Source organism: Variovorax soli, from assembly GCF_031454625.1.
Lineage (GTDB): Bacteria > Pseudomonadota > Gammaproteobacteria > Burkholderiales > Burkholderiaceae_C > Variovorax > Variovorax soli_A.
Window position 1 is genome coordinate 16,944 of sequence record NZ_JAVDRF010000008.1, and the last position, 20,421, is coordinate 37,364.

The following is a 20,421-nucleotide window of genomic DNA, read 5'->3' on the forward strand; positions in this document are numbered from 1 at the left end:
GGGCCGGCCTTCGGCCCGTTCCCCCTCGAGCCTGTTCCATGCGCACCCGCTTCATCCTGATCCAGACCAGCCATGCCGGCAATGTCGGCGCCGCCGCGCGCGCCATGAAGACCATGGGCTTCGACGACCTGGTGCTGGTGGCGCCGCGCTGGGCCAATGTGCTGCGGCGGGAAGAAACCATTCAGCGCGCCAGTGGGGCGCTGGACGTGCTGGAGCGCGCGCGCATCGTCGACACGCTGGATGAGGCGCTCGACGGCGTCACCCACCTCTGCGCCACCGCAATGGTTCCGCGCGACTTCGGGCCGCCGACGCGAACGCCGCGCGAGCACCTGGGGCCGCTGGCCGCGGGAGACGAGCAGCACGTGGCCTTCCTGTTCGGTTCGGAGCGCTTCGGCATGCGCAACGAGGACGTGTACCGCTGCCATGTGGCGCTCAGCATTCCGACCGATCCGGCCTTCGGCTCGCTGAACCTGGGCGCCGCGATCCAGGTGATCGCCTACGAATGGCGGCTGGCACTGGGCGGCTTCGGGGTGCGCGAGACCATCGCCCCGCCCTCCGCGGCCGACGCCCGCGCCGTGGCGGGCATGCTGGAACACTGGGAACGCTCGCTGGTGCAGATCGGCTTCCTGGATCCCGAGGCGCCCAAGAAGCTGATGCCGCGGCTGCAGCAGCTCTTCAACCGCGCGCAGCCCACGCCCGAAGAGATCCACATCCTGCGCGGCATCGCCAAGGCCATGGCCGATGCGGCCGGCGGCGGCAGCTACAAAACCCCATCGCCCGTGCGCGGCCAGGGCAGCACTTAGACTGCGCAGCCTCTATCCTCATAACAAGAACATCTCATGTTCTCGCGCCTGCGCTCCGACATCCAGTGCATCCTCGACCGCGATCCGGCGGCGCGTTCGCGCTGGGAAGTGCTGACCCTCTACCCAGGCCTGCACGCCCTGGTGCTCCATCGCATCGCGCACTGGTGCTGGGGCCACGGCTTGAAGTGGGTGGGTCGCTTCGTCTCCTATGGCTCGCGCTGGCTCACCGGCATCGAGATCCATCCGGCCGCCGTCATCGGCGATCGCGTGTTCTTCGATCATGCGATGGGCGTGGTGGTCGGCGAGACGGCCGAGATCGGAGATGGCTGCACGATCTACCAGGGCGTGACGCTGGGCGGCACCTCGCTCTACAAAGGCACGAAACGCCACCCGACGCTGGGGAAGGATGTGGTGGTGAGCGCCGGTGCGAAGGTGCTGGGGGGCTTCGTGGTGGGCGATGGCGCCAAGATCGGCAGCAATGCGGTGGTGATCAAGCCGGTGCCCGCGGGTGCAACCGCTGTCGGCATTCCGGCGCGGATCATTCCGGCCAAGGCAGCCGTCAGTGGCGATTCGACCCACGCCGACAGGAAGTTCGAGGCGTACGGAATCACGCAGGAAGACGACCCGCTGTCGCTGGCCATGCGCGGCCTGATCGACACCGCGTCGAGCCAGGAGCATCAGATCGCGCTGCTGTGGCAGGCGATCGAAACCTTGTCGACGCAGGCCAGGAAGGATTGCGTGCCGGGGGACGCAGCGACCAAGGAGTGTTTCGAGGCCCAGCGGCTCACCGAACTGGTCGGAAAGTAGCGGGTCAGGGCGCGGAAGCCCGGATCGCCGACTTCGGCCGGAAGGCCTTGCACACCGAGTCATCCGTCTCGAGGTAGGGCCCGCCGATCAGGTCGATGCAATAGGGCACGGCCGCGAAGATGCCGGGCACCACCGGTGTGCCGTCGGGGTTCTTCAGCCCTTCCAGCGTCTCCGCGATGGATTTCGGCTGTCCCGGCAGGTTGATGATCAGGCTCTTGTCGCGGATCACCGCCACCTGCCGCGACAGGATGGCCGTCGGCACGAAGCGCAGGCTGATCTGCCGCATCTGCTCGCCGAAGCCCGGCATCTCCTTGTGCGCGACCGCGAGCGTGGCCTCGGGCGTCACGTCGCGCAGGGCCGGCCCGGTGCCGCCGGTGGTCAGCACCAGGGCGCAGCCGGCGTCGACCAGCGCGATCAACGCGGCGCTGATGGCGGCCTGTTCGTCGGGGATGAGCCGCGGCTCGAAGTCGATGGGGTTGCGCAAGGCGCGTTGCAGCCACGCCTGCAGCGCGGGCAGGCCCTTGTCTTCGTAGACGCCGCTGGAGGCGCGGTCGCTGATCGAGACGATGCCGATGCGCACCGGTTCGTAGGCATGGCCGGTCATGCGTCTTCCTCGCGCGCCTGGGCCGCGGCCTCGGCGGCATGGTCCTCGGTCCCGTGCACTTCGAGCTGCGCGCGCAGCAGCTGGAACAGCTCCCGGTAGGCCTTCCCCTGGCGAGGCGCCTCGCCGGGCGGGCCTTCCTTGAGATCCTTGCGCGCCTGGCGCACCAGGGCGCGCAGCTGCTGGGCGTCGGTGCCGGGATGGGTTTCGATCCAGCCGCCCAGCGCGTCGTCGTCGGCGATCACTCGGTCGCGCCAGCGCTCGGCGTCATGCAGGATGGCGGCTTCCTGCGCCGGCCCGCGGTTCTGCTCGTCGAGCGCGGCGCGGATGGCATCGAGCGTGGCGGCGTCGAGGCCGCGCATCAGCTTGCCGATGAACTGCATCTGGCGGCGCTTGCCCTCGAAATTGGTGATGCGCTTGGCTTCGGCGATGGCGTCGCGCAGCTTGTCTTCGAGGCCCAGCTTGTCGAACAGGCCGGCGCGCAGGCCCAGCAGCGCCTCGCCCAGCGTCTGCAGCTCGGCGCTCTCGCGCTTGAGGTCGGTCTTGCTCGCCGCGTCGCTGCCTTTGAGCTCGCGCTTGAGCTCGATGTCGAGTTCGCTGCCTTCGGCGACAAAGGTGCCGCGGACGAAGTAGCCTTTCTTGGGTTTGCGGGGCATGGAAGCAATCGTAAGCCGCCGTCCGAAACGGAGGGGCGCAAGTATCATAGCCGCCACATGAGCACCTCTTCCTCGCGCGCCGACTCCGGCTTCGCCTACAGCCGTTCCTTCTTCGAAAACCTGGTCGACACGGCCCTGGCGCACGCCAGGAAGCTCGGCGCCACCGATGCCGGCGCCGAGGCGTCCGAGGGCTGCGGCCTCAGCGTCTCGGTGCGCAAGGGCGAGCTCGAGAACGTCGAGCGCAACCGCGACAAGTCGCTGGGCGTCACGGTCTACGTGGGCCACCGCCGGGGCAATGCCAGTACCTCGGACTTTTCCGAGACGGCCATCGCCCAGACGGTCCAGGCGGCCTACGACATCGCGCGCTTCACGGCCGAGGACCCGGTCAGCGGCCTGCCCGACGAAGCCGACATCGCGACCGAGCAGCTCGACCTTGACCTGTTCCATCCCTGGGACATCGGCAGCGAGCAGGCCGCCGCGCTGGCACTGGAATGCGAGGCCGCGGCCCTGTCGACTGACAAGCGCATCACCAACAGCGAAGGCGCCGGCGTCTCGGCGCAGCACAGCCACTTCTTCAGCGCCCACACGCGCGGCTTTCGTGGCGGCTATGCGAGCTCGCGCCATTCGATCTCGGTCGCGCCCATCGCGGGCAAGGGCGACGACATGCAGCGCGATGCCTGGTACAGCTCGATGCGCTCGGCCGAGGAGCTCGCGAGCCCGAAAGCCATCGGTCGCTATGCCGCCGAGCGGGCGCTGAGCCGCCTGAAGTCGCGCAAGATCAAGACCACCGAATGCCCGGTGCTGTTCGAGTCGCCGCTGGCCGCGGGCCTGCTCGGCGGGCTGGTCCAGGCCACCAGCGGCGGCGCGCTCTACCGCAAGAGCAGCTTCCTGCTCGACTCGCTGGGCAAGCCGGTGCTGCCCTCGCACATCGATGTGCTCGAAGACCCGCACATCCCGCGCGGCAAGGGCAGCTCGGCCTTCGACGACGAGGGCGTGGCCACCCGCAAGCGCAAGGTGGTCGATGGCGGCCGGCTCGAGGGCTATTTCCTGAGCACCTATTCGGCGCGCAAGCTGGGCATGAAGACCACGGGCAACGCCGGCGGCTCGCACAACCTCACGTTGAGCTCGCGCCGGACCAAGAAGGACGACGACCTCGACGCCATGCTCGCGAAGCTGGGCACCGGTCTGTTCGTGATCGAGCTGATGGGGCAGGGGGTCAACTACGTGACCGGCGACTATTCGCGCGGTGCCAGCGGCTTCTGGGTCGAGAACGGGAAGATCGCCTATCCGGTGCAGGAGATCACGATCGCCGGCAACCTGAAGAGCATGCTCATGGGCATCGATGCGGTCGGCGCCGACGTCTACAACTACGGCGCCAAGACCACCGGTTCGCTGCTGGTGAACCGGATGAAGGTGGCCGGCAGCTGATCGCCGGCCTGGCGCTAGTCGCGCCCGGCTTCGATGATCTTGCGCGCCAGCAGCGCGGGCTCGGTGAAGCACAGCTCGTGGCTGCCGGGGCATTCGACCAGCCGGTACAGGCCCAGGCGCTCCGAGAGGCGAGGGTGCCAGGGCAGGCTGTGCGGCAGCGCGATGTCCTGCTGGCAATTCAGGTAGGACTTGCCCACGGGGAGTTCCGCCAGCTCGTTTCGCAGGGTCGCGGGATCGGTGAAGGTCCGGTACGGGTGCGGGTTGAGCAGCCCGTAGGTTCGTTCGGCCGTGGCCAGGTCGGCATCGTTGATGAAGGCATCGCGCCAGATCGGGAAGGGCAGCGTGACCGCGCCATCGTTCTGCGCCGCGATACCGTCGAACAAGGCCTTGTAGTGGGGCGGCACCAGGTCGACCAGCGATTGCCCCTGGAGCGGCACGAAAGCGTTCCAGTACACCAGCCGGCGCACGCGTTCCGGCACCAGGCTCATCGCGCCGGAGATCACCATGCCGCCGTAGCTGTGGCCCACCAGGCGCACATCGCGAAGGTCGCGCTCGTGGATGAAGTCGGCCAGCGACTGCACGGCATCGGCCAGGCCCGTGGTCGCGCGCGAGTCGCCCGGCCGGTTGCCGGTCAGCGTCGGGCAGTGCACGGTGTGGCCCTGAGCCCGGATCGTCTCGGCCACCGGCTCCAGCAATTCGCCCGTGTGCCATGCGCCGTGAACCAGAACGTAGGTATCCGCCATTTCAGTCTCCTCGTGGTTGAAGGGCTGCAAGATAGCTGCGACGGACCCCGGCCGCTGGCCGATGCGTGCCGCGCGCGTGGCCGTTGAGCGTCAGGCCGGCGCGCCCGCGAGCGATCGGCGCCAGGCGCCCGGCGTGAGGCCGTGCCCGGCGCGGAAATGGCGCACGAAATGCGAGGCGTCCAGATAGCCGCAGCGACGCCCGATCTCGGCCACGCCGAGTCGCGCGAAGCGGTCCGAGGCCAGCAGGCGCGCAGCCTCTTCCATGCGCAGCCGGCGCAGCGTGCGGGCGAAGCTTTCGCCCGGGGCAAAGGCCCGGTGCAGGCTGCGCAGGGAAACGCCCAGCGCGTCGGCCACGTCCTGGCCCACCAGGGCGGGCTCGCCGAGGCGCTGGTGCAGGAGGTCGGTGGCGCGCCGGCGAATGCTCTCTGCGTGGAGCGCCGGGCGTTCGGCAGTCCCCGGCACGGCGAGGCTGAGCAGCACTCCGAGCTGATCGACGATCAGCGCGGGCGGCAGCCCTGGCGCCTCCGCGAACGCCGGCGACAAGTTATGAAGCATGCCGCGCAATGCCAGGCCCCAGCCCGCGTCCCCGGGAATACGCCGCGCCACGGCGTCCTGGCCCGCCGGCAGCCAGCGCTCGACCCAGGCGATCGGCAGCTGCATCGAAGCGCAGTGCACGCCCTCGCGGAAGTGGAATTCATAGCGCTCGCGCGAGTCGACCAGCACCGCATCCCCGGCGGCCAAAGCCGCACTGCGGCCACCCTGCGCGGCGCCCCAGGGCTGGTCGAACTGGCTGATCAGGTAGTAGAAGTTGCGGCGGCTGCGGCCGATGGCTGCATGGGTGCGGTAAACGTCCTGCGCGCTGGCGCGGACCCGGTTCACCGCGATCGGCCCGAGCGGCTGGTGCTGCAGGCAGGCGTCGAAACCCTCCGGCCTCGAGCTCGTGACGTCCATCTCGAGAAAGGCCTCGCAGACCGCGCCGACCCAATAGTCGAGGCGCTGCGGGCGGGGCACGGCATCCGTGCTCCATCGGCGTTGGTGGTTTTGCATGCGCGCACTTTCGGGCCGGTGTGGCCGTCCGGACTATAGGGTGCGCCCATGGAGAAGCCAACCCGCGCCTGCATGCATTGCGTACCGAGTCGGTGAAACCGGCAGGCGTTCTCCGTCGCCGACGGGCACGCGCAGAGTTCGAGCAGCTGCTGCGCCGGCAGGCTCAGCCGCCTGCCAGCGCGGCCTTGACCGCGGCGCTGACCAGGCCCATGTCGGCCTTGCCGGCCAGTCTGGTCTTCACGGCGCCCATCACCTTGCCCATGTCGCCCGGGCCCTTGGCACCCAGTTCGGCGACGATGGCCTTGACCTCGGCCGCAATCTCGTCCGCGCCCATGCGCTGGGGCAGGTAGGCCTCGAGCACCTTGATCTCGGCGGCCTCCTTGTCGGCGAGATCCGTGCGTCCGCCCTGGGTGAAGGCGGCGACCGAGTCCTTGCGCTGCTTCACCAGCTTGTCGACGATCGCGACGACCATCGCGTCGTCCAGCTCGATGCGCTCGTCGACTTCCTTCTGCTTGAGGGCCGCCAGCAGCAGGCGGATGGTGCCCAGGCGCTCCGAGTCCTTGGCGCGCATGGCGGTCTTCATGTCTTCGGTGATCTGGTCCTTGAGGCTCATGGCTTTGCTTTCGAGGGGGCGGAAAAGACAAGAGCCGCGACAGGTATTCCCTGGCGCGGCTCGGAACGGGCGTCGGCTCGGGCCGACGCGGCGGGTGCCAGCTCAGTACAGCTTCTTGGGCAGCTGCATGCTGCGCACGCGCTTGTAGTGGCGCTTGACGGCTGCGGCCTTCTTGCGCTTGCGCTCGGCGGTGGGCTTTTCGTAGAACTCGCGGGCGCGCAGGTCGGTCAGCAGGCCGAGCTTCTCGATGGTGCGCTTGAAGCGGCGCAGGGCGACGTCGAAAGGCTCGTTTTCTTTAACGCGGATGGTGGTCATTTGAAGATCGGTTGCAAAAGCGATTTGCTCGTTTGGCTTGGGGAAGATCGGGCCCCGGGCCGGGTTTCCTCAACACGAAAGGGATGGGCCGTTGAGGGGTGGCCAAAGTTAGCCCAGCATTATAGCGTGATCCGCACGAGCTTCCAGTGCCTGCGCGCAGGCGTGTGCGCTCGCCCAGGCCCACTGGAAGTTGTAGCCGCCCAGCCAGCCGGTGACATCCACCACCTCGCCGATGAAATAAAGGCCGGGGTGCTTCGATTCCATGGTCTGCGAGGACAAGTCCCGGGTGTCGACGCCGCCGGCCGTGACTTCCGCCTTCTTGTAGCCCTCGGTGCCGCTCGGCGTGATCTGCCAGCGGGCGATGCGCTCGGCCAGCGCCGATAGCGCGCGGTCGGCTGCCTCGTTGATCGGGCGCTGCAGCGCCGCGTCCTGCCCGACCCAGGCGTCGGCGAGGCGGGCCGGCACCATGCCGGCGAGCTCGTTGGCGATGCGCTTGCGGGAGCGCTGCTTGGCGTCGGCCAGCGCGGCCTGCACGTCCACGCCTGGCGCGAAGTCGATGTCCAGTGGGGCGCCGGGCTGCCAGTAGCTGGAGATCTGCAGCACCGCCGGGCCGGAGAGGCCGCGGTGGGTGAACAGCAGGTCCTCGAGGAAGACCGTCCGCGCCTTCTTGCTGCCGGTCGCGATCCGCACCGGCAGGGCGAGCCCGGCCAGGTCGGCATAGGGCGCCCAGTCTTCGCCGCCGAAGGTCAGGGGCACCAGGGCAGGGCGCGGCGGGACGACGCGCAGGCCGAACTGGGCCGCCAGCCGGTAGCCGAAATCGGTGGCGCCGATCTGCGGAATGGACAGCCCGCCCGTCGCCACCACCACCCGGGGCGCGCGCACCTCGCCGCGGCCCGTCTGGAGGCGATAGCCCTCACCGGGCGCGAAGCCGATCTGGCCGACGCTGCAGGGCTGCCAGTGCGTCACGCCGCCGGCCGCACATTCGGCCAGCAGCATGTCGATGATCTGCTGCGAAGAGCCATCGCAGAAGAGCTGGCCCTTGTGCTTCTCGTGGTAAGCGATGCCGTGGCGCTCGACCAGTTCGATGAACTGCTGCGGCGTGTAGCGCGACAGCGCCGAGCGGCAGAAATGCGGATTGCCGCCGATGAAGTGACGCTGCGGTGCGCGCACGTCGAGGTCGCGGTTGGTGAAATTGGCGCGGCCGCCGCCGGAGATGCGGATCTTCTCGGCAATGCGCTCGCCGTGATCCATCAGCAGCACCTTCAGGCCGCGCTGGCCGGCCAGCCCGGCGCAGAACAGGCCGGCCGCACCGGCGCCGATGACGATGACGTCGAATGCGCCCGGCGCTCCCATCAGCCCTTCCACACGAAGGGAAACTTCAGCTGCTTGAAAAAGCCGTTGGGCACGTAGTCGCCCACCACGCCGTAGTGCTCGGGCCAGAGCCTGGTGCTCTTCACCGCGGTGCCGAAGAGATAGTCGATGAAGGCGTAGTGCGCGGCGTAGTTCCTGTCGATCGCCTCGTCGTCCTGGCTGTGGTGCCAGTGGTGGAAGTTGGGCGTGACGATCACGTAGCGCAGCGGCCCCAGGCGCACGCTCACGTTGGCATGGTTGAAGACGGCCTGGAAGCCCACCACCACGATGTAGGCGTCGATCACTTCCTTGCTGAAGCCCAGCACGTAGATCGGCGCCAGCACCAGCGTGCGCGTGATCAGCAGCTCCAGGATGTGCTGGCGCGAGCCGGCCAGCCAGTCCATGCTCTTCACGCTGTGGTGCACCGCGTGCAGGCGCCACAGCAGCGGCACCTCGTGGTAAGCGCGGTGCGTCCAGTACTGCACCAGGTCCGCCACCAGGATGATCAGCAGCACCCGGGCCCAGAAGGGCAGCCCCGCGATCCAGCCGCGCACCCCGTCGTTGGCCGCCCAGCCGAAGAGCTTGTGCACCAGCAGGTTGGTGGCCAGCAGCACGAAGCCCACGATCATGTGGTTGACCACGAAGTGATGGAAGTCCGTCTGCCACTCGGCGCGGAACACCGGCTGTTCCGTGCGATGCGCGAACAGCTTCTCGATGAAGATGAAGATCAGCGAGGACCCCAGCAGATCGAGGATGAACCAGTCCAGCCCGATGTAGGGCGTGTTGTCCGCGAAGTCGTTGACCGGCACCTTGTGCCCGCCCAGCAATGCCGCGATCGCCACCAGCAGGAAGGCGAAGGCCGAGAGCCAGCGCGAGCGGTTGAAGATGATGTTGACCAGCGCCAGACCGCCGGACACGACCATGGCCGCGAGCAGCACCATGCGCATCACGTCGACGTTGTAGCTGCGGCGCAGCTCGGGCGTGCTCAGGTACTGCGGAAAGTGGAAGACCAGGACGCCGAGAAAGCAAAGGATGCCGAGCGAGAACGCGATCGTTCCGGTGACCAGCCCGCGGCCGCGTTGCAGTTCGCCGTGGCTTTCGACGAATTCGTTGAGTTTCTCGAGCTCCAGCATGCTCATCTCCGCCCGTTGTTCTTCAGGCCGAAGATTCTAGGGCGGCGGCCGGCGCATGCCGACCGGCCGAATGGCCGATCAGGTGCCGAAGCGCGCGGCCGGCAGGCCCGCGGCAGCCAGGCCGCGCAGCACGTCGCCCACCACGATCACGGCCGGGCTGCCCAGCCCGGCGCCGACGACGTCCCGGGACAGGTGCGCCAGCGTGGTCGCGACATGGCGCTGCTGCGGCAGGCTGGCATGCTGGATCACGGCGACGGGAGTTTCGCCCGGCAGGCCGTGCAGCAGCTGCTCCTGGATATGCACCACGCCCGAGACCCCCATGTAGATCACCAGCGTGAGCCGCGCATCGCGCGCCGTCGCCGCCAGCTGACGCCAGTCGGTGGGATGCTCGGCGGCGGCATGCCCGGTCTTGGCATGGCCGGTGACGAAGACCACGCCTTGCGCATGGTCGCGGTGCGTGAGCGGCACACCCAGCGCGGTGACTGCCGCCAGGCCGGCCGTGATGCCGTTGACCACCTGCACCTCGATGCCTTCCTCGCGCAGGTGCTCCACCTCCTCGCCGCCACGGCCGAAGATGAAGGGGTCGCCGCCCTTGAGGCGCACGACCGTCTCGCCCTCGCGCACCGCGGTGATCATCAGCCGCTCGATGAAGGCCTGCGGCGTGCTCTTGCAGCCGCCGCGCTTGCCCACATGGATGATGCGGGCGCCAGGCCGCACGTAGGCGGCGATGATCTCCTCGTTGACGAGGTCGTCCACCAGCAGCACCGTGGCCCCCTGGATCGCCTTGACGGCCTTGATGGTCAGCAGCTCGGGGTCGCCCGGGCCGGCGCCGACGAGGGTGCAACTGCCCGGGGTGGCTTCGAGATGATTCATGCGTGCTCCATGTCGTGGTTCAGTTGCAGGACCTGGCGGACCTGCTGTGCGATGGCGTCCGGAACCGGCGCCTGGCCTGCCAGCACGCGGCGCGTGTAGTCGGCGGTGGTCTGGACGTCGATGTCGGCCGGCAGTCCCGGCACTTCCGACAGCGTGCCGGGCTGCTGCGCCTGCAGCGCGATGCGTCGTCCCTTGACGAAGCCGTCGACCTGTCCGGTGCGGCGCGGATCGGCCACGCTTTCGCCTTCCAGTCCGCGCGAGAGCAGGGCGGTGGTGCCCATCAATTCGAAGGTGGCAGCCATCGATTCCGCATAGGCCGGATGCGTGTAGCTGCCGACCACGATGCAATCGCCTTCGCAAGGCTGCATCAGCTTCACCACGCTGTGGGCGGGATTGCGCAGGCCCACCACGCGGCGCACGTCTAGCAGGCGCTTGAGGCCGGCGCTGAGCAGCGCGGTGGGCGCGAACACCACTTCGCCGTCGGCGATGGGCCGGACACGCTCGAGCGGCTGCACATCGAGCGCCGCCAGCACGTTGGACGCCAGCACCCGCGTCGACTCGGTGGCCGCGCCATGGACCAGCACCGGCAGCCCCTCGCGCGCCAGCAGCAGCGCGAGCAGCGGCGTCAGCACCGGCATCCGGCGCGCGCCGTTGTAGCTGGGGAGTACCACCAGTGGTCGGCCGGCGGCCGGGAAGCGCGCCAGCCGTTCGTGCGTGGCATCGAGAAAGCCCGCCATCTCCTCGGGCGTCTCGCCCTTGATGCGCATGGCCAGGCAGAAGGCGCCGGTCTCGAGGTCGGTGACCGTGCCGTCGAGCACCTGGCCGAACAGGTCGCGGGCCTGCGCGCGGTCGAGCGGCTTCGCGCCGCGTGCGCCGCGGCCGATTTCCTTGATGTAGTGGCTGATTCCCATGGGTGCCCGGATTGTCCCGCAAGGCTTATGCCGCACGGCACGGTCGCTTATGCCCCGGCACGCAGCAGGGGCGGGCGATGTGCCATGCATCGCGGGCCTCACGACGCGGTCGCCAGTGCGGGGCTCGCACGCACCATGCGCTTGAGCTCGGGCAGGCAGGAGCCGCAGTTGGTGCCGCACTTCAGCGCACCCTGCAACGCGCCGAGGCGCTCTTCGTCCGAGCCCGGGACGTCCCCCAGTCGTTCGGCGATCGCGGTCTGGGTAACGCCGAAGCAGCTGCACACGACCTTGCCGCGCGCGGCGACGCCGGCCGGCGCGGTCGCACCCGGCTTGAGCAGCTGGCGGCCGTAGGCCTGGGCGGGCAGCCGGTCCTGCAGCAGCGCCTTGATCCAGGCCTCGGCCCGGGTGTCGCCGGCCAGCAGGAAGGCTTCGAGACGCGCGTCCTGTCCGTCGCGCACCAGCCGTGCCGCGCGACGCTGGCCGTGCTTTCTGTCGGCATAGCGCAGGCTGTCGGCGCCGTCCAGCGCGAGCAGCGCCTCGATGCGGGCCAGCACCTCGTCCGCGGGCGCTTCGTAGGCCGCGGCGCGGAACAGCACGCCGGTGCGCTCCGCAGCGCCGCCCTGCAGCGCGCCGCCGGCGCCGAAGGGCACGCAGCTCGCGAAGGCGAAGGAGGGCATCAGCCTGCGCAAGGCCTCATGGACGCGCAGTGCCGCGTCCTCGGGCAGCCAGCCCATGGCCAGCAGCGTCCAGGGCAGCTCGGCCTTGAGGATCTTGACGGCTGCATGCTTGAGCTCCGGCTGCTTCGAGTCGGGACAGAAGGCGGGCGTGGTGAGCACGTTGACGCCCGCCAGCCGCTCGCCGGTGCTGGAGCGGCCGCTCAGGTATTCCCCGCCCCAGTGCATGGCGATGAAGGCCTGGCTCAGCCCCACATCCGTGCTGCCCGCGGCGGGCAGCACGATCGATCCGCGGCGCGAGGTCACATGCACCAGCTCGCCTTCGCGCAGCTGGCGGCGCGCCATGTCCTGCGGATGCATCTGCACCGAGGGTTCGGCCACGTGGCCGAACAGCCGGCCCAGCGTGCCGGTGCGGCTCATGCCGTGCCACTGGTCGCGCAGGCGCCCGGTGGTCAGCGAGAACGGATGGCGCGCATCGCGCGGCTCGGCCACCGGCTTGTAGGCCACGTCGACAAAGCGGGCGCGGCCGTCGGGCGTGGGAAAGACGCCATCCTCGTAGAGGCGCGCGCGACCGGCGGACTCGCCTTCGCGCAGCGGCCATTGCTGCGGCGCGGCCTCCAGCATGGCGTAGCTCATGCCGGTGATGTCGAGGTCGCGGCCGCGGGTGGATTCGCGGTGCTCGTTCCACACCGACTCGGCGTCGGCGTAGGGGAAGAGCGTGGCGGCAGACCCGAGCTGCGCCTGGAGCCGGCGAGCGAAGTCGGCGGCGATCGCCCAGTCGTCGCGCGTCTCGCCGGGGCGCCGCACCGCATTGCGCACGCGCGAGATGCGGCGCTCGCTGTTGGTCACGGTGCCGTCCTTCTCGCCCCAGGTGGTGGCCGGCAGCAGCAGGTCGGCGTAGTCGCAGGTGGCCGTGGTCGAGAAGGCCTCCTGCACCACCACGAACTCGCAGCGCTCCAGCGCCCGGCGCACGGTCGCCTGGTCGGGCATGGACTGGGCGGGGTTGGTGCACGCGATCCACAGCGCGCGGATCTCGCCGTCGGCCGCGGCCTGGAACATCTCGACCGCGGTCTTGCCGGGCTTCTCGGGCACCGACGGAACGCCCCACAGCGCGGCCACCTCGGCGCGGTGCGCGGGGTTGGCGAGATCGCGGTGGGCCGACAGCAGGTTGGCCAGGCCGCCCACTTCGCGGCCGCCCATCGCGTTGGGCTGGCCGGTCAGCGAGAAGGGGCCCGCGCCCGGCTTGCCGATCTGCCCCGTGGCCAGGTGAAGGTTGACCAATGCCGCGTTCTTGGCCGTGCCCGAGCTGGACTGGTTGAGGCCCTGGCAATAGAGGCTCAGCGTGGCTGCCGAGGTGGCGAACAGGCGCGCGGCTTCCAGCAAGTCGTCCTTGGAGATGCCGCAGATTTGCGCCACGCGCTCGGGCGTGCAGTCGCGCACCGTGCGCTTGAGCTCGTCGAAGCCGGTGGTGTGGGCCGCGATGTAGGCGGCATCGGTCCAGCCTTCCCACAGCATCAGGTGCAGCATGCCGTGGAACAGCATCACGTCGGTGCCCGGCTGCAGCGGCAGGTGCAGGTCGGCGATCTCGCAGGTGTCGGTGCGGCGCGGATCGGCCACGACGATCTTCATCGCCGGATTGGCCGCCTTCGCATCCTCGATGCGGCGGAACAGGATCGGATGCGCCCAGGCAGTGTTGCTCCCGGTGATGAACAGGCATTGCGCATGCCGCAGGTCGTCGTAGCAGGCCGGGGGCGCATCGGCGCCCAGGGTCTTCTTGTAGCCGGCGACCGCGCTGCTCATGCACAGGCGCGAATTGGTGTCGATGTTGTTGGTGCCGACCAGGCCCTTGGCGAGCTTGTTGAAGACGTAGTAGTCCTCGGTCAGCAGCTGGCCGGAGACGTAGAAGCCGACGGCGTCGGGGCCGTGGTCGCGGATGACCTGCGCGAACTTCTCGGCGGCGCCGTCCAGTGCCGCATCCCAGCCGATCGTCTGCGGCTTTGCGCCGCGCTGCGTGCGCCGCATCGGCTGCAGCAGGCGCGTCTGCATCGTGACGGCCGCGGTGGCCGTCAGGTGCAGGGTCGATCCCTTGGTGCAGAGGCGGCCGAAGTTGGCGGGATGGTCCGGGTCGCCGCGCACGCCGGTGATCTGCTCGCCTTCGGACTCGATGACCACGCCGCAGCCCACGCCGCAATAGGGACAGGTGGATCGTGTTTCAGCCATGGCAATGAGACTCCCTTTGCCTCCGGGAGCGGGTGAGGGTGAGTGCGCCGGCCGTGTCCATCGCGAAGCTCGCTGACCTCACCCTAGCGCTCTCCCACCGGGACCGGCGACAAGGCGATGTGCCGCGCCGGTCCGGCCACGGGCCGCGGCAGGTCGATGGCGTGGGTGGCGAGTTCGTGCGCGTCCAGATGAACGACCCCGTCGGCCACCTTCACCGCGAAGCGCGGCGTGCAGCCCTCGTCGGGCGCCTTGGCGCATCCGTCGTCCAGCCCGATCGCCCAGTTGTGCAGCGGGCAGGCCACGCTGGTGCCGAACACGATGCCCTGCGACAGCGGGCCGCCCTTGTGCGGGCAACGGTCGAGCAGGGCGAAGACCTGGTTCTCGGCGTTGCGGAACACCGCGACATCGACGCCCTCGGTGCGGGCCACGCGGCGCGCGCCCAGCACGGGGATGTCGTCGACGCGGCAGATGGCTTTCCATTCGGTCATGGCCGGGGTCCTTTCAGGCGGCTTGGGTGGTGGTGTCGACGACGGCGACGGGCGTGAACTGCCGGACGTCGACCGAAGCCTGGCTGCTCTCGAACCACGGATCGGGCTCGCCGTCCAGGGCGAACTGCAGGCGCTCCCACAGGGCCTTGCGGCCTTCGGCGTCTTCGAGGATGCGCTTCTTCACGTAATCCAGGCCCACGCGGCCGATGTAGTGCACCGTGCGCTCGAGATACCAGCCCTCCTCGCGGTAGAGCTGCAGGAAGGCGCCCGAATACTCCATCACTTCCTCGGCGGTCTTGGCCTTGACCAGGAACTGCGCCACCTCGGTCTTGATGCCCCCGTTGCCGCCCACGTAGATCTCCCAGCCCGAGTCGACGCCGATCACGCCGACGTCCTTGATGCCGGCCTCGGCGCAATTGCGCGGGCAGCCCGAGACCGCGAGCTTGACCTTGTGCGGCGAGTACATGGCCCACAGCGCGCGTTCCAGGTCCTTGCCCATCTGGGTCGAGTCCTGGGTGCCGAAGCGGCACCACTCGCTGCCGACGCAGGTCTTCACCGTGCGCAGCGACTTGGCGTAGGCGAAGCCCGAGGGCATGCCGATGTCCTTCCAGACATTGGCCAGGTCCTCCTTCTTGACGCCCAGCAGGTCGATGCGCTGGCCGCCGGTGACCTTGACCGTCGGGATGTTGTACTTGTCGGCCGCGTCGGCGATGCGCCGCAGTTCGTCCGGCGTGGTGTGGCCGCCCCACATGCGCGGGATCACCGAATAGGTGCCGTCCTTCTGGATGTTGGCGTGGCTGCGCTCGTTGATGAAGCGGCTCTGCGGATCGTCCTTGGCCTCCTTGGGCCAGGTCGAGATCAGGTAGTAGTTGATGGCCGGGCGGCAGGTGGAGCAGCCGTTCGGCGTGCGCCAGCCCATGCCGCGGTAGACGTCCGCATGGCTGAGCCAGTGTTCCTTGCGGATCGCGTCGCGCACGTCCTGGTGGCTGACGTCGGTGCAGCCGCAGATGGCCTTCTTCTTCGGCGCCGCCGAGTAGTCGCCGCCGGCGGTGAACATCAGGATCTGCTCGACCAGCCCGGTGCACGAGCCGCAGGAGGCGCTGGCCTTGGTGTGCTTCTTGACCTCTTCCAGCGTGAACAGGCCCTTGTCCTTGATCGCCTTGCAGATGGTGCCCTTGGTCACGCCGTTGCAGCCGCAGACCTCGGCGTCGTCGGGCATGCTCGCCGCCTTGCTGTGGCCTTCGTGGCCGGTGTCGCCGATGTTCGATTCGCCGAACATCAGCTTGTCGCGGATGTCGTGCACGCTGCGGCCGTCGCGCAGCAGCTTGAAGTACCAGCTGCCGTCCACCGTGTCGCCGTAGAGGCAGGCGCCGACCAGCTTGTCGTCCCGGATGACCAGCTTCTTGTAGACGCCGCCGAAGGGATCGCTCATCACGATTTCCTCGCAGCCGTCGCCGCCCATGAAGTCGCCGGCGGAGAACAGGTCGATGCCCGTCACCTTGAGCTTGGTGGAAGTGAGCGAGCCCGAGTAGCGGCCGATGCCGAAGTGCGCCAGGTGGTTGGCCGCCACCTTGGCCTGCTCGAACAGCGGCGCGACCAGGCCGTAGGCGACGCCGCGGTGCGCGGCGCATTCGCCCACCGAGTAGATGCGTGCGTCGGTCACGGTCTGCATGGTGTCGTTGACCACGATCCCGCGGTCGCAGTGCAGCCGCATCTTCTGTGCCAGCTCGACGTTGGGGCGGATGCCCACTGCCATCACCACCAGGTCGGCCGGGACCTCGGTGCCGTCCTTGAAGCGGATGGCCGTGACGCGGCCGCTCTTGCCGTCATCGCTGCTGCCCACCAGCTCCTGCGTCTGCGCGCCAATCAGGAACTTCAGGCCGCGGTCCTCCAGCGACTTCTGCAGCAGCTTGCCCGCCACGTCGTCGAGCTGGCGCTCCATCAGCCAGGGCATGACGTGCACCACGGTGACGTTCATGCCGCGCAGCATCAGGCCGTTGGCGGCTTCCAGGCCCAGCAGGCCGCCGCCGATGACGACCGCGTTCTTGTGCGTCTTCGCGGTCTCGATCATGTAGTCGGTATCGGCAATGTCGCGATAGGCGATCACGCCCTTCAGGTCCTTGCCGGGCACCGGCAGCATGAAGGGGTTGGAGCCGGTGCACATCAGCAGCCGGTCGTACTCGGCCTCGGTGCCGTCCTCGGCGCGCACGATGCGCTTGACGCGGTCGACCTCCACCACCTTCTTGCCGGCGTGCAGGGTGATGTTGTTCTCGGCGTACCACTCCCAGCTGTTGAGAATGATCTCGTCCACCGTCTGCTCGCCGGCCAGCACCGGCGACAGCAGGATGCGGTTGTAGTTGGGATGCGGCTCGGCGCCGAAGACGGTGACGTCGTAGAGCTCGGGCTCGATCTTGAGCAGCTCCTCGATCGTGCGCACGCCGGCCATGCCGTTGCCGACCATCACGAGTTTCATCTTCTTCATGGGGTGGACCTTTCTGGACTCAAGCAAACAGGGGGCTCGTGACTTGCATGGACAATGCCGCGCCATGAGCTTCGAGGTTGAAATCGGCTACAGCAGCCATCGCGGCCCGCGACCGCAGAACGAGGACTTCGCCGGCGCGGTGCATGCGCCGCGCGGTGAGGAGTCGCGCGGCCTGGTCGCGGCGATCGCCGACGGCGTGTCTTCCGGGGGGCACGGGCTGGAGGCGGCGCAGACCACCGTGATCGGCCTGCTGGGCGACTACTTCGCCACGCCCGACACCTGGGAGCCGACGGTGGCCATGGACCGCCTGATCGCCGCCCAGAACGCCTGGCTGGCCGACCACAACCGGCGCCGCCGCCACGACGGCGCCATGACCACGCTGACAGCCCTGGCCCTGCACGGCCAGACCTACACGCTGGCTCACGTGGGCGACACGCGGGCATGGCGCGTGCGCGCGGGCGAGGGCGCGGCCACGCCGCTGACCGTCGACCACGCGCTGGACCATCCGGACCTGCGCAGCCGCCTCACGCGCGCCGTGGGCCTGGACGACCATGTGCGCGTCGACTACCTGCAGGGCGAGCTGCGCGTGGGCGACTGCTTCGTGCTCAGCACCGACGGGGTGCATGGCGTGCTGAAGCCCGCGCGCGTGGCCGAGCTTGCGCTGGCCACCCATGCGCAGCAGGCCAGCGATGCGCTGGTCGACGCCGCGATCGCCGCCGGCACGCGCGACAACGCGACCGCGCTGGTGATCCGCGTGCTGGGCCTGGACGCGCGCCAGCTGCACGACGAACTGGGCGATGCACGCCGGCTGGCGCCGCCCCCCGCGCTGAAAGTGGGGGACATGCTGGACGGCTACCAGATCACTGCACTGGTGGCCGATACCGGCGTGCACCGGCTGTACCAGGCGCGCGAGGCGCGGACCCGTGGGCTGGTCGCGATCAAGACGCTGCATCCGTCGCGCGCCAGCGACCCCGAGGAGCGGGCCATGCTCGCGCACGAGGCCTGGCTGGGCCTGCGAGTGAGCGGCGGCGGCGCGCCCGGCTTCGTGCGCGTGCACGAGCGGGGCGACGACGCCAGCGCGCTCTACACCGTGTTCGACTGGCATGGCGGCCGCACCATCGAGCAGATGCTGCGCTCCGGCCCACGCCCGGGCGTGGCGCAGGTGGTCGACGCCGCGACGCAGATCTGCAAGGCGCTGGGCCGGCTGCACCGCCACGGCGTGGTGCACCGGGACATCAAGCCCGGCAACCTGCACCTGGGCGATGACGGGCAGTGGCGCATCCTCGACCTGGGCGTGGCGCTGTCCGGCCGCGAGGGCGCGGCGCAGCGCGAACTGCATGCCGGCACGCCCAGCTTCATGAACCCGGAACAGTGGGAGGGTGCGGCACCCGACCCCGGCAGCGACCTGTTCGCGCTGGGCGTGTCGCTCTACCAGTGGCTGGGCGGCCGCCTGCCCTATGGCGAGATCGAGCCCTACCAGGGCGCGCGCTACCGGCGCGACCCCGTGGCCTTGTCGCGCATCCGCCCCGACGTGCCGATGTGGCTCGACCACCTGGTGCGCAAGGCGGTGGCGCGCGATCCGCGGCAGCGTTTCGAGACCGCCGAGGAGATGCTGCTCGCGCTGGAGCGCGGCGCCGCCCGTCCGGTCGGCGCGCCGGCCGCCACGCCGCTGGCGCGACGCGACCCGGCCCTGCTGTGGAAGCTCGCGCTGGCGGCATCGCTGGTCTTCAACGCGCTGCTCGTCTACTGGCTGTTGTTCCTGCCGCGCTGAGGGCGCGAAGGGGGCGTGGCTGCGCATGGTCGTCACCGTCCGGCGCTGCGTCGCATCGGGCGAACCGGGCGATCGGCCTCGTGGTTCGGCGTGTGCGGCGCGACGCGCGCGCGGCCGCCTTTTTCTGCCCAGGTGCGTGTCCAGCGGATCTGCATGACCCGCATCACGCCCAGCATCACCAGGGCAAGCATCGCGAACAGGATGAAGCCCCACATGTAGGTGCCGAGGTACTGCTTCGACAGCCCCATCGCATTCGGCACCAGGCCGCCGCCCAGGGCGCCGATCTCGCCGATCATCGAGCCGGCCACCGCCGTGCTGGCGGGCCAGCGCAGCGGGACCAGCTGGAACAAAGCCCCGTTGCCCGCGCCCAGCGCGGCGAAGCACACGATCAGCAGCAGCGTGGTGAGCGCAAGCGAGCTCGAGGCCAGCCCGATCAGCGCCAGCGTCACGGCGGATGCCAGCAGCACCAGCGTCAGCGTGTTGACGCCGCCCCAGCGGTCGGAGAGCCAGCCGCCCATGACGCGCACGGCGGCGCCCATGAAGGCCGCCAGCATCGTCAGCTGTCCGGCCTGCACCTTGCTCACGCCGAACTGGTCGTAGTAGTAGGAGGGCAGAAAGGTGGTGAGGCCAATGAAGCCGCCGAAGGTGATGCCGTAGATCAGGCTGAAGGCCCAGCCGTCCTTCTCGAACAGGCAGGCCACGTGCTCGCGCAGGCTGGCATGGCTGTCGACGTCCGGCGGCTCCTGCGCGAACAGCACCATCACCGCCATCGGCAGCAGGATGGCCACGGCCGCGACGCCGTAGACCGCCTGCCAGCCGAGCCACAGCGCCAGCGGCGGCGCGACCAGCACCGAGACCGCCGTGCCCACGTTGCCGGCGCCCACCAGGCCCATCGCCAGGCCCTTGTTCTGCGGCGGGAAGGAGCCCGAGCCGAGCGACAGGGCCACGCCGAAGCTGGCGCCCGCGATGCCCAGCAGCACGCCCATGGCCAGCAGGTCGTTGAAGCTGTGCACCATGAAGAAGCCGAACAGCATCGCCACCGCGATCAGGCCCATCTCCACCAGCGTGGCGTTCTTGCGGCCGATGTATTGCGAGAGGATGCCGAGCGGGAAGCGCATCAGCGCGCCCGCGATGATCGGAATCGACAGCATCAGCCCCTTCTGCGCGGGGGTGAGCTGGAAGGTCTCGCCGATGAAGGGCGCCATCGCGCCGTTCAGCACCCAGATGCAGCACGAGAACATGAAATAGAAGAACGCCGCGAACAGAGTGGGTGCGTGCCCGGAGCGCAGGAAGGACTTGAAGCTGGACATGGCGGTGGCTTGGCGGTGGCGTTGGCAATGCGAAAGTCATCAGCGCGGCCGTGGCGCGGCTGCGTCGATGGGCGATGAAAGGGTGTGTCCCGCCGGGCCCCGGCGGAATGGACTGGGGGTGAGCGGGGCCCTGCCGGAACCCGGGCCGGCGCGGTGGCCGGCGACTTCACCAAAGCGGTGCCTCGTTACACCGCGT

The 20,421-nt window shown here is 69.3% G+C and carries 18 protein-coding genes; 4 read left to right on the plus strand and 14 right to left on the minus strand.

What is annotated here, in order from left to right:
* The first annotated feature begins 38 nt into the window (after positions 1-38).
* Together J2739_RS18085 and cysE are read left to right on the plus strand one after the other, a co-directional pair.
* Positions 39-803, plus strand: coding sequence for an RNA methyltransferase (locus J2739_RS18085; RefSeq protein WP_309904093.1), 765 nt, complete (start codon positions 39-41; stop codon positions 801-803).
* Between the two features lie 36 nt (positions 804-839).
* Positions 840-1,610: a serine O-acetyltransferase gene (gene cysE, locus J2739_RS18090; protein ID WP_309904095.1), complete on the plus strand. Its 771-nt coding sequence runs from the start codon at positions 840-842 to the stop codon at positions 1,608-1,610.
* A gap of 4 nt (positions 1,611-1,614) precedes the next feature.
* On the opposite strand, the gene mog is transcribed toward cysE, so the two are convergent.
* On the minus strand, positions 1,615-2,214 hold the full coding sequence (gene mog, locus J2739_RS18095) for a molybdopterin adenylyltransferase (RefSeq protein WP_309904096.1): 600 nt from the start codon (positions 2,212-2,214) through the stop codon (positions 1,615-1,617).
* Positions 2,211-2,867 carry a ribosome biogenesis factor YjgA gene (yjgA, locus tag J2739_RS18100; RefSeq protein WP_309904098.1) on the minus strand — a complete coding sequence of 219 codons (657 nt, stop codon included), beginning with the start codon at positions 2,865-2,867 and terminating at the stop codon, positions 2,211-2,213. The genes mog and yjgA overlap by 4 nt, the downstream gene beginning before the upstream one ends.
* Before the next feature lie 57 nt (positions 2,868-2,924).
* On the opposite strand from yjgA, the gene pmbA reads away from it, so the two are divergent.
* The gene (gene pmbA, locus J2739_RS18105; protein WP_309904100.1) at positions 2,925-4,295 is read left to right on the plus strand and encodes a metalloprotease PmbA; all 1,371 of its coding nucleotides are present in this window, start codon (positions 2,925-2,927) and stop codon (positions 4,293-4,295) included.
* 14 nt (positions 4,296-4,309) lie between these two features.
* On the opposite strand, the gene J2739_RS18110 is transcribed toward pmbA, so the two are convergent.
* The 11 genes from J2739_RS18110 to nirB all read right to left on the minus strand — a co-directional run bounded on the left by J2739_RS18110 (position 4,310) and on the right by nirB (position 17,144).
* Positions 4,310-5,038 (minus strand): alpha/beta hydrolase, encoded by a 729-nt coding sequence (locus J2739_RS18110; RefSeq protein WP_309904102.1) that lies wholly within the window; start codon positions 5,036-5,038, stop codon positions 4,310-4,312.
* Positions 5,039-5,128: 90 nt separating this feature from the next.
* Positions 5,129-6,085, minus strand: coding sequence for an AraC-like ligand-binding domain-containing protein (locus J2739_RS18115; protein ID WP_309904104.1), 957 nt, complete (start codon positions 6,083-6,085; stop codon positions 5,129-5,131).
* A gap of 163 nt (positions 6,086-6,248) precedes the next feature.
* On the minus strand, positions 6,249-6,698 hold the full coding sequence (locus J2739_RS18120; RefSeq protein ID WP_309904106.1) for a GatB/YqeY domain-containing protein: 450 nt from the start codon (positions 6,696-6,698) through the stop codon (positions 6,249-6,251).
* Between the two features lie 102 nt (positions 6,699-6,800).
* Complete coding sequence (gene rpsU, locus J2739_RS18125; RefSeq protein WP_007833691.1) at positions 6,801-7,013, minus strand: 30S ribosomal protein S21; 213 nt, start codon at positions 7,011-7,013, stop codon at positions 6,801-6,803.
* A gap of 108 nt (positions 7,014-7,121) precedes the next feature.
* Entirely contained in the window at positions 7,122-8,366 is a 1,245-nt protein-coding gene (locus tag J2739_RS18130) for a BaiN/RdsA family NAD(P)/FAD-dependent oxidoreductase (protein WP_309904108.1), read from the minus strand.
* Positions 8,366-9,496, minus strand: a complete 1,131-nt coding sequence (locus tag J2739_RS18135) for a sterol desaturase family protein (protein WP_309904110.1) — start codon at positions 9,494-9,496, stop codon at positions 8,366-8,368. The genes J2739_RS18130 and J2739_RS18135 overlap by 1 nt, the downstream gene beginning before the upstream one ends.
* Before the next feature lie 78 nt (positions 9,497-9,574).
* Positions 9,575-10,369, minus strand: coding sequence for a uroporphyrinogen-III C-methyltransferase (gene cobA / locus J2739_RS18140; protein ID WP_309904114.1), 795 nt, complete (start codon positions 10,367-10,369; stop codon positions 9,575-9,577).
* Positions 10,366-11,280 carry a DNA-binding protein YbiB gene (ybiB, locus tag J2739_RS18145; RefSeq protein ID WP_309904116.1) on the minus strand — a complete coding sequence of 305 codons (915 nt, stop codon included), beginning with the start codon at positions 11,278-11,280 and terminating at the stop codon, positions 10,366-10,368. Before ybiB ends, cobA begins: the two co-directional genes overlap by 4 nt.
* A gap of 98 nt (positions 11,281-11,378) precedes the next feature.
* Positions 11,379-14,174 (minus strand): nitrate reductase, encoded by a 2,796-nt coding sequence (locus J2739_RS18150; RefSeq protein ID WP_309904118.1) that lies wholly within the window; start codon positions 14,172-14,174, stop codon positions 11,379-11,381.
* An 83-nt stretch (positions 14,175-14,257) separates the two neighbouring features.
* Entirely contained in the window at positions 14,258-14,662 is a 405-nt protein-coding gene (gene nirD / locus J2739_RS18155) for a nitrite reductase small subunit NirD (RefSeq protein ID WP_309904120.1), read from the minus strand.
* Positions 14,663-14,675: 13 nt separating this feature from the next.
* Complete coding sequence (gene nirB, locus J2739_RS18160; RefSeq protein WP_309904122.1) at positions 14,676-17,144, minus strand: nitrite reductase large subunit NirB; 2,469 nt, start codon at positions 17,142-17,144, stop codon at positions 14,676-14,678.
* A 64-nt stretch (positions 17,145-17,208) separates the two neighbouring features.
* Between nirB and J2739_RS18165 the strand changes: the two genes are divergently transcribed.
* Positions 17,209-18,915 carry a bifunctional protein-serine/threonine kinase/phosphatase gene (locus J2739_RS18165; protein WP_309904124.1) on the plus strand — a complete coding sequence of 569 codons (1,707 nt, stop codon included), beginning with the start codon at positions 17,209-17,211 and terminating at the stop codon, positions 18,913-18,915.
* 32 nt (positions 18,916-18,947) lie between these two features.
* On the opposite strand, the gene J2739_RS18170 is transcribed toward J2739_RS18165, so the two are convergent.
* Positions 18,948-20,225 (minus strand): MFS transporter, encoded by a 1,278-nt coding sequence (locus J2739_RS18170; RefSeq protein WP_309904126.1) that lies wholly within the window; start codon positions 20,223-20,225, stop codon positions 18,948-18,950.
* Positions 20,226-20,421: the final 196 nt, after the last annotated feature.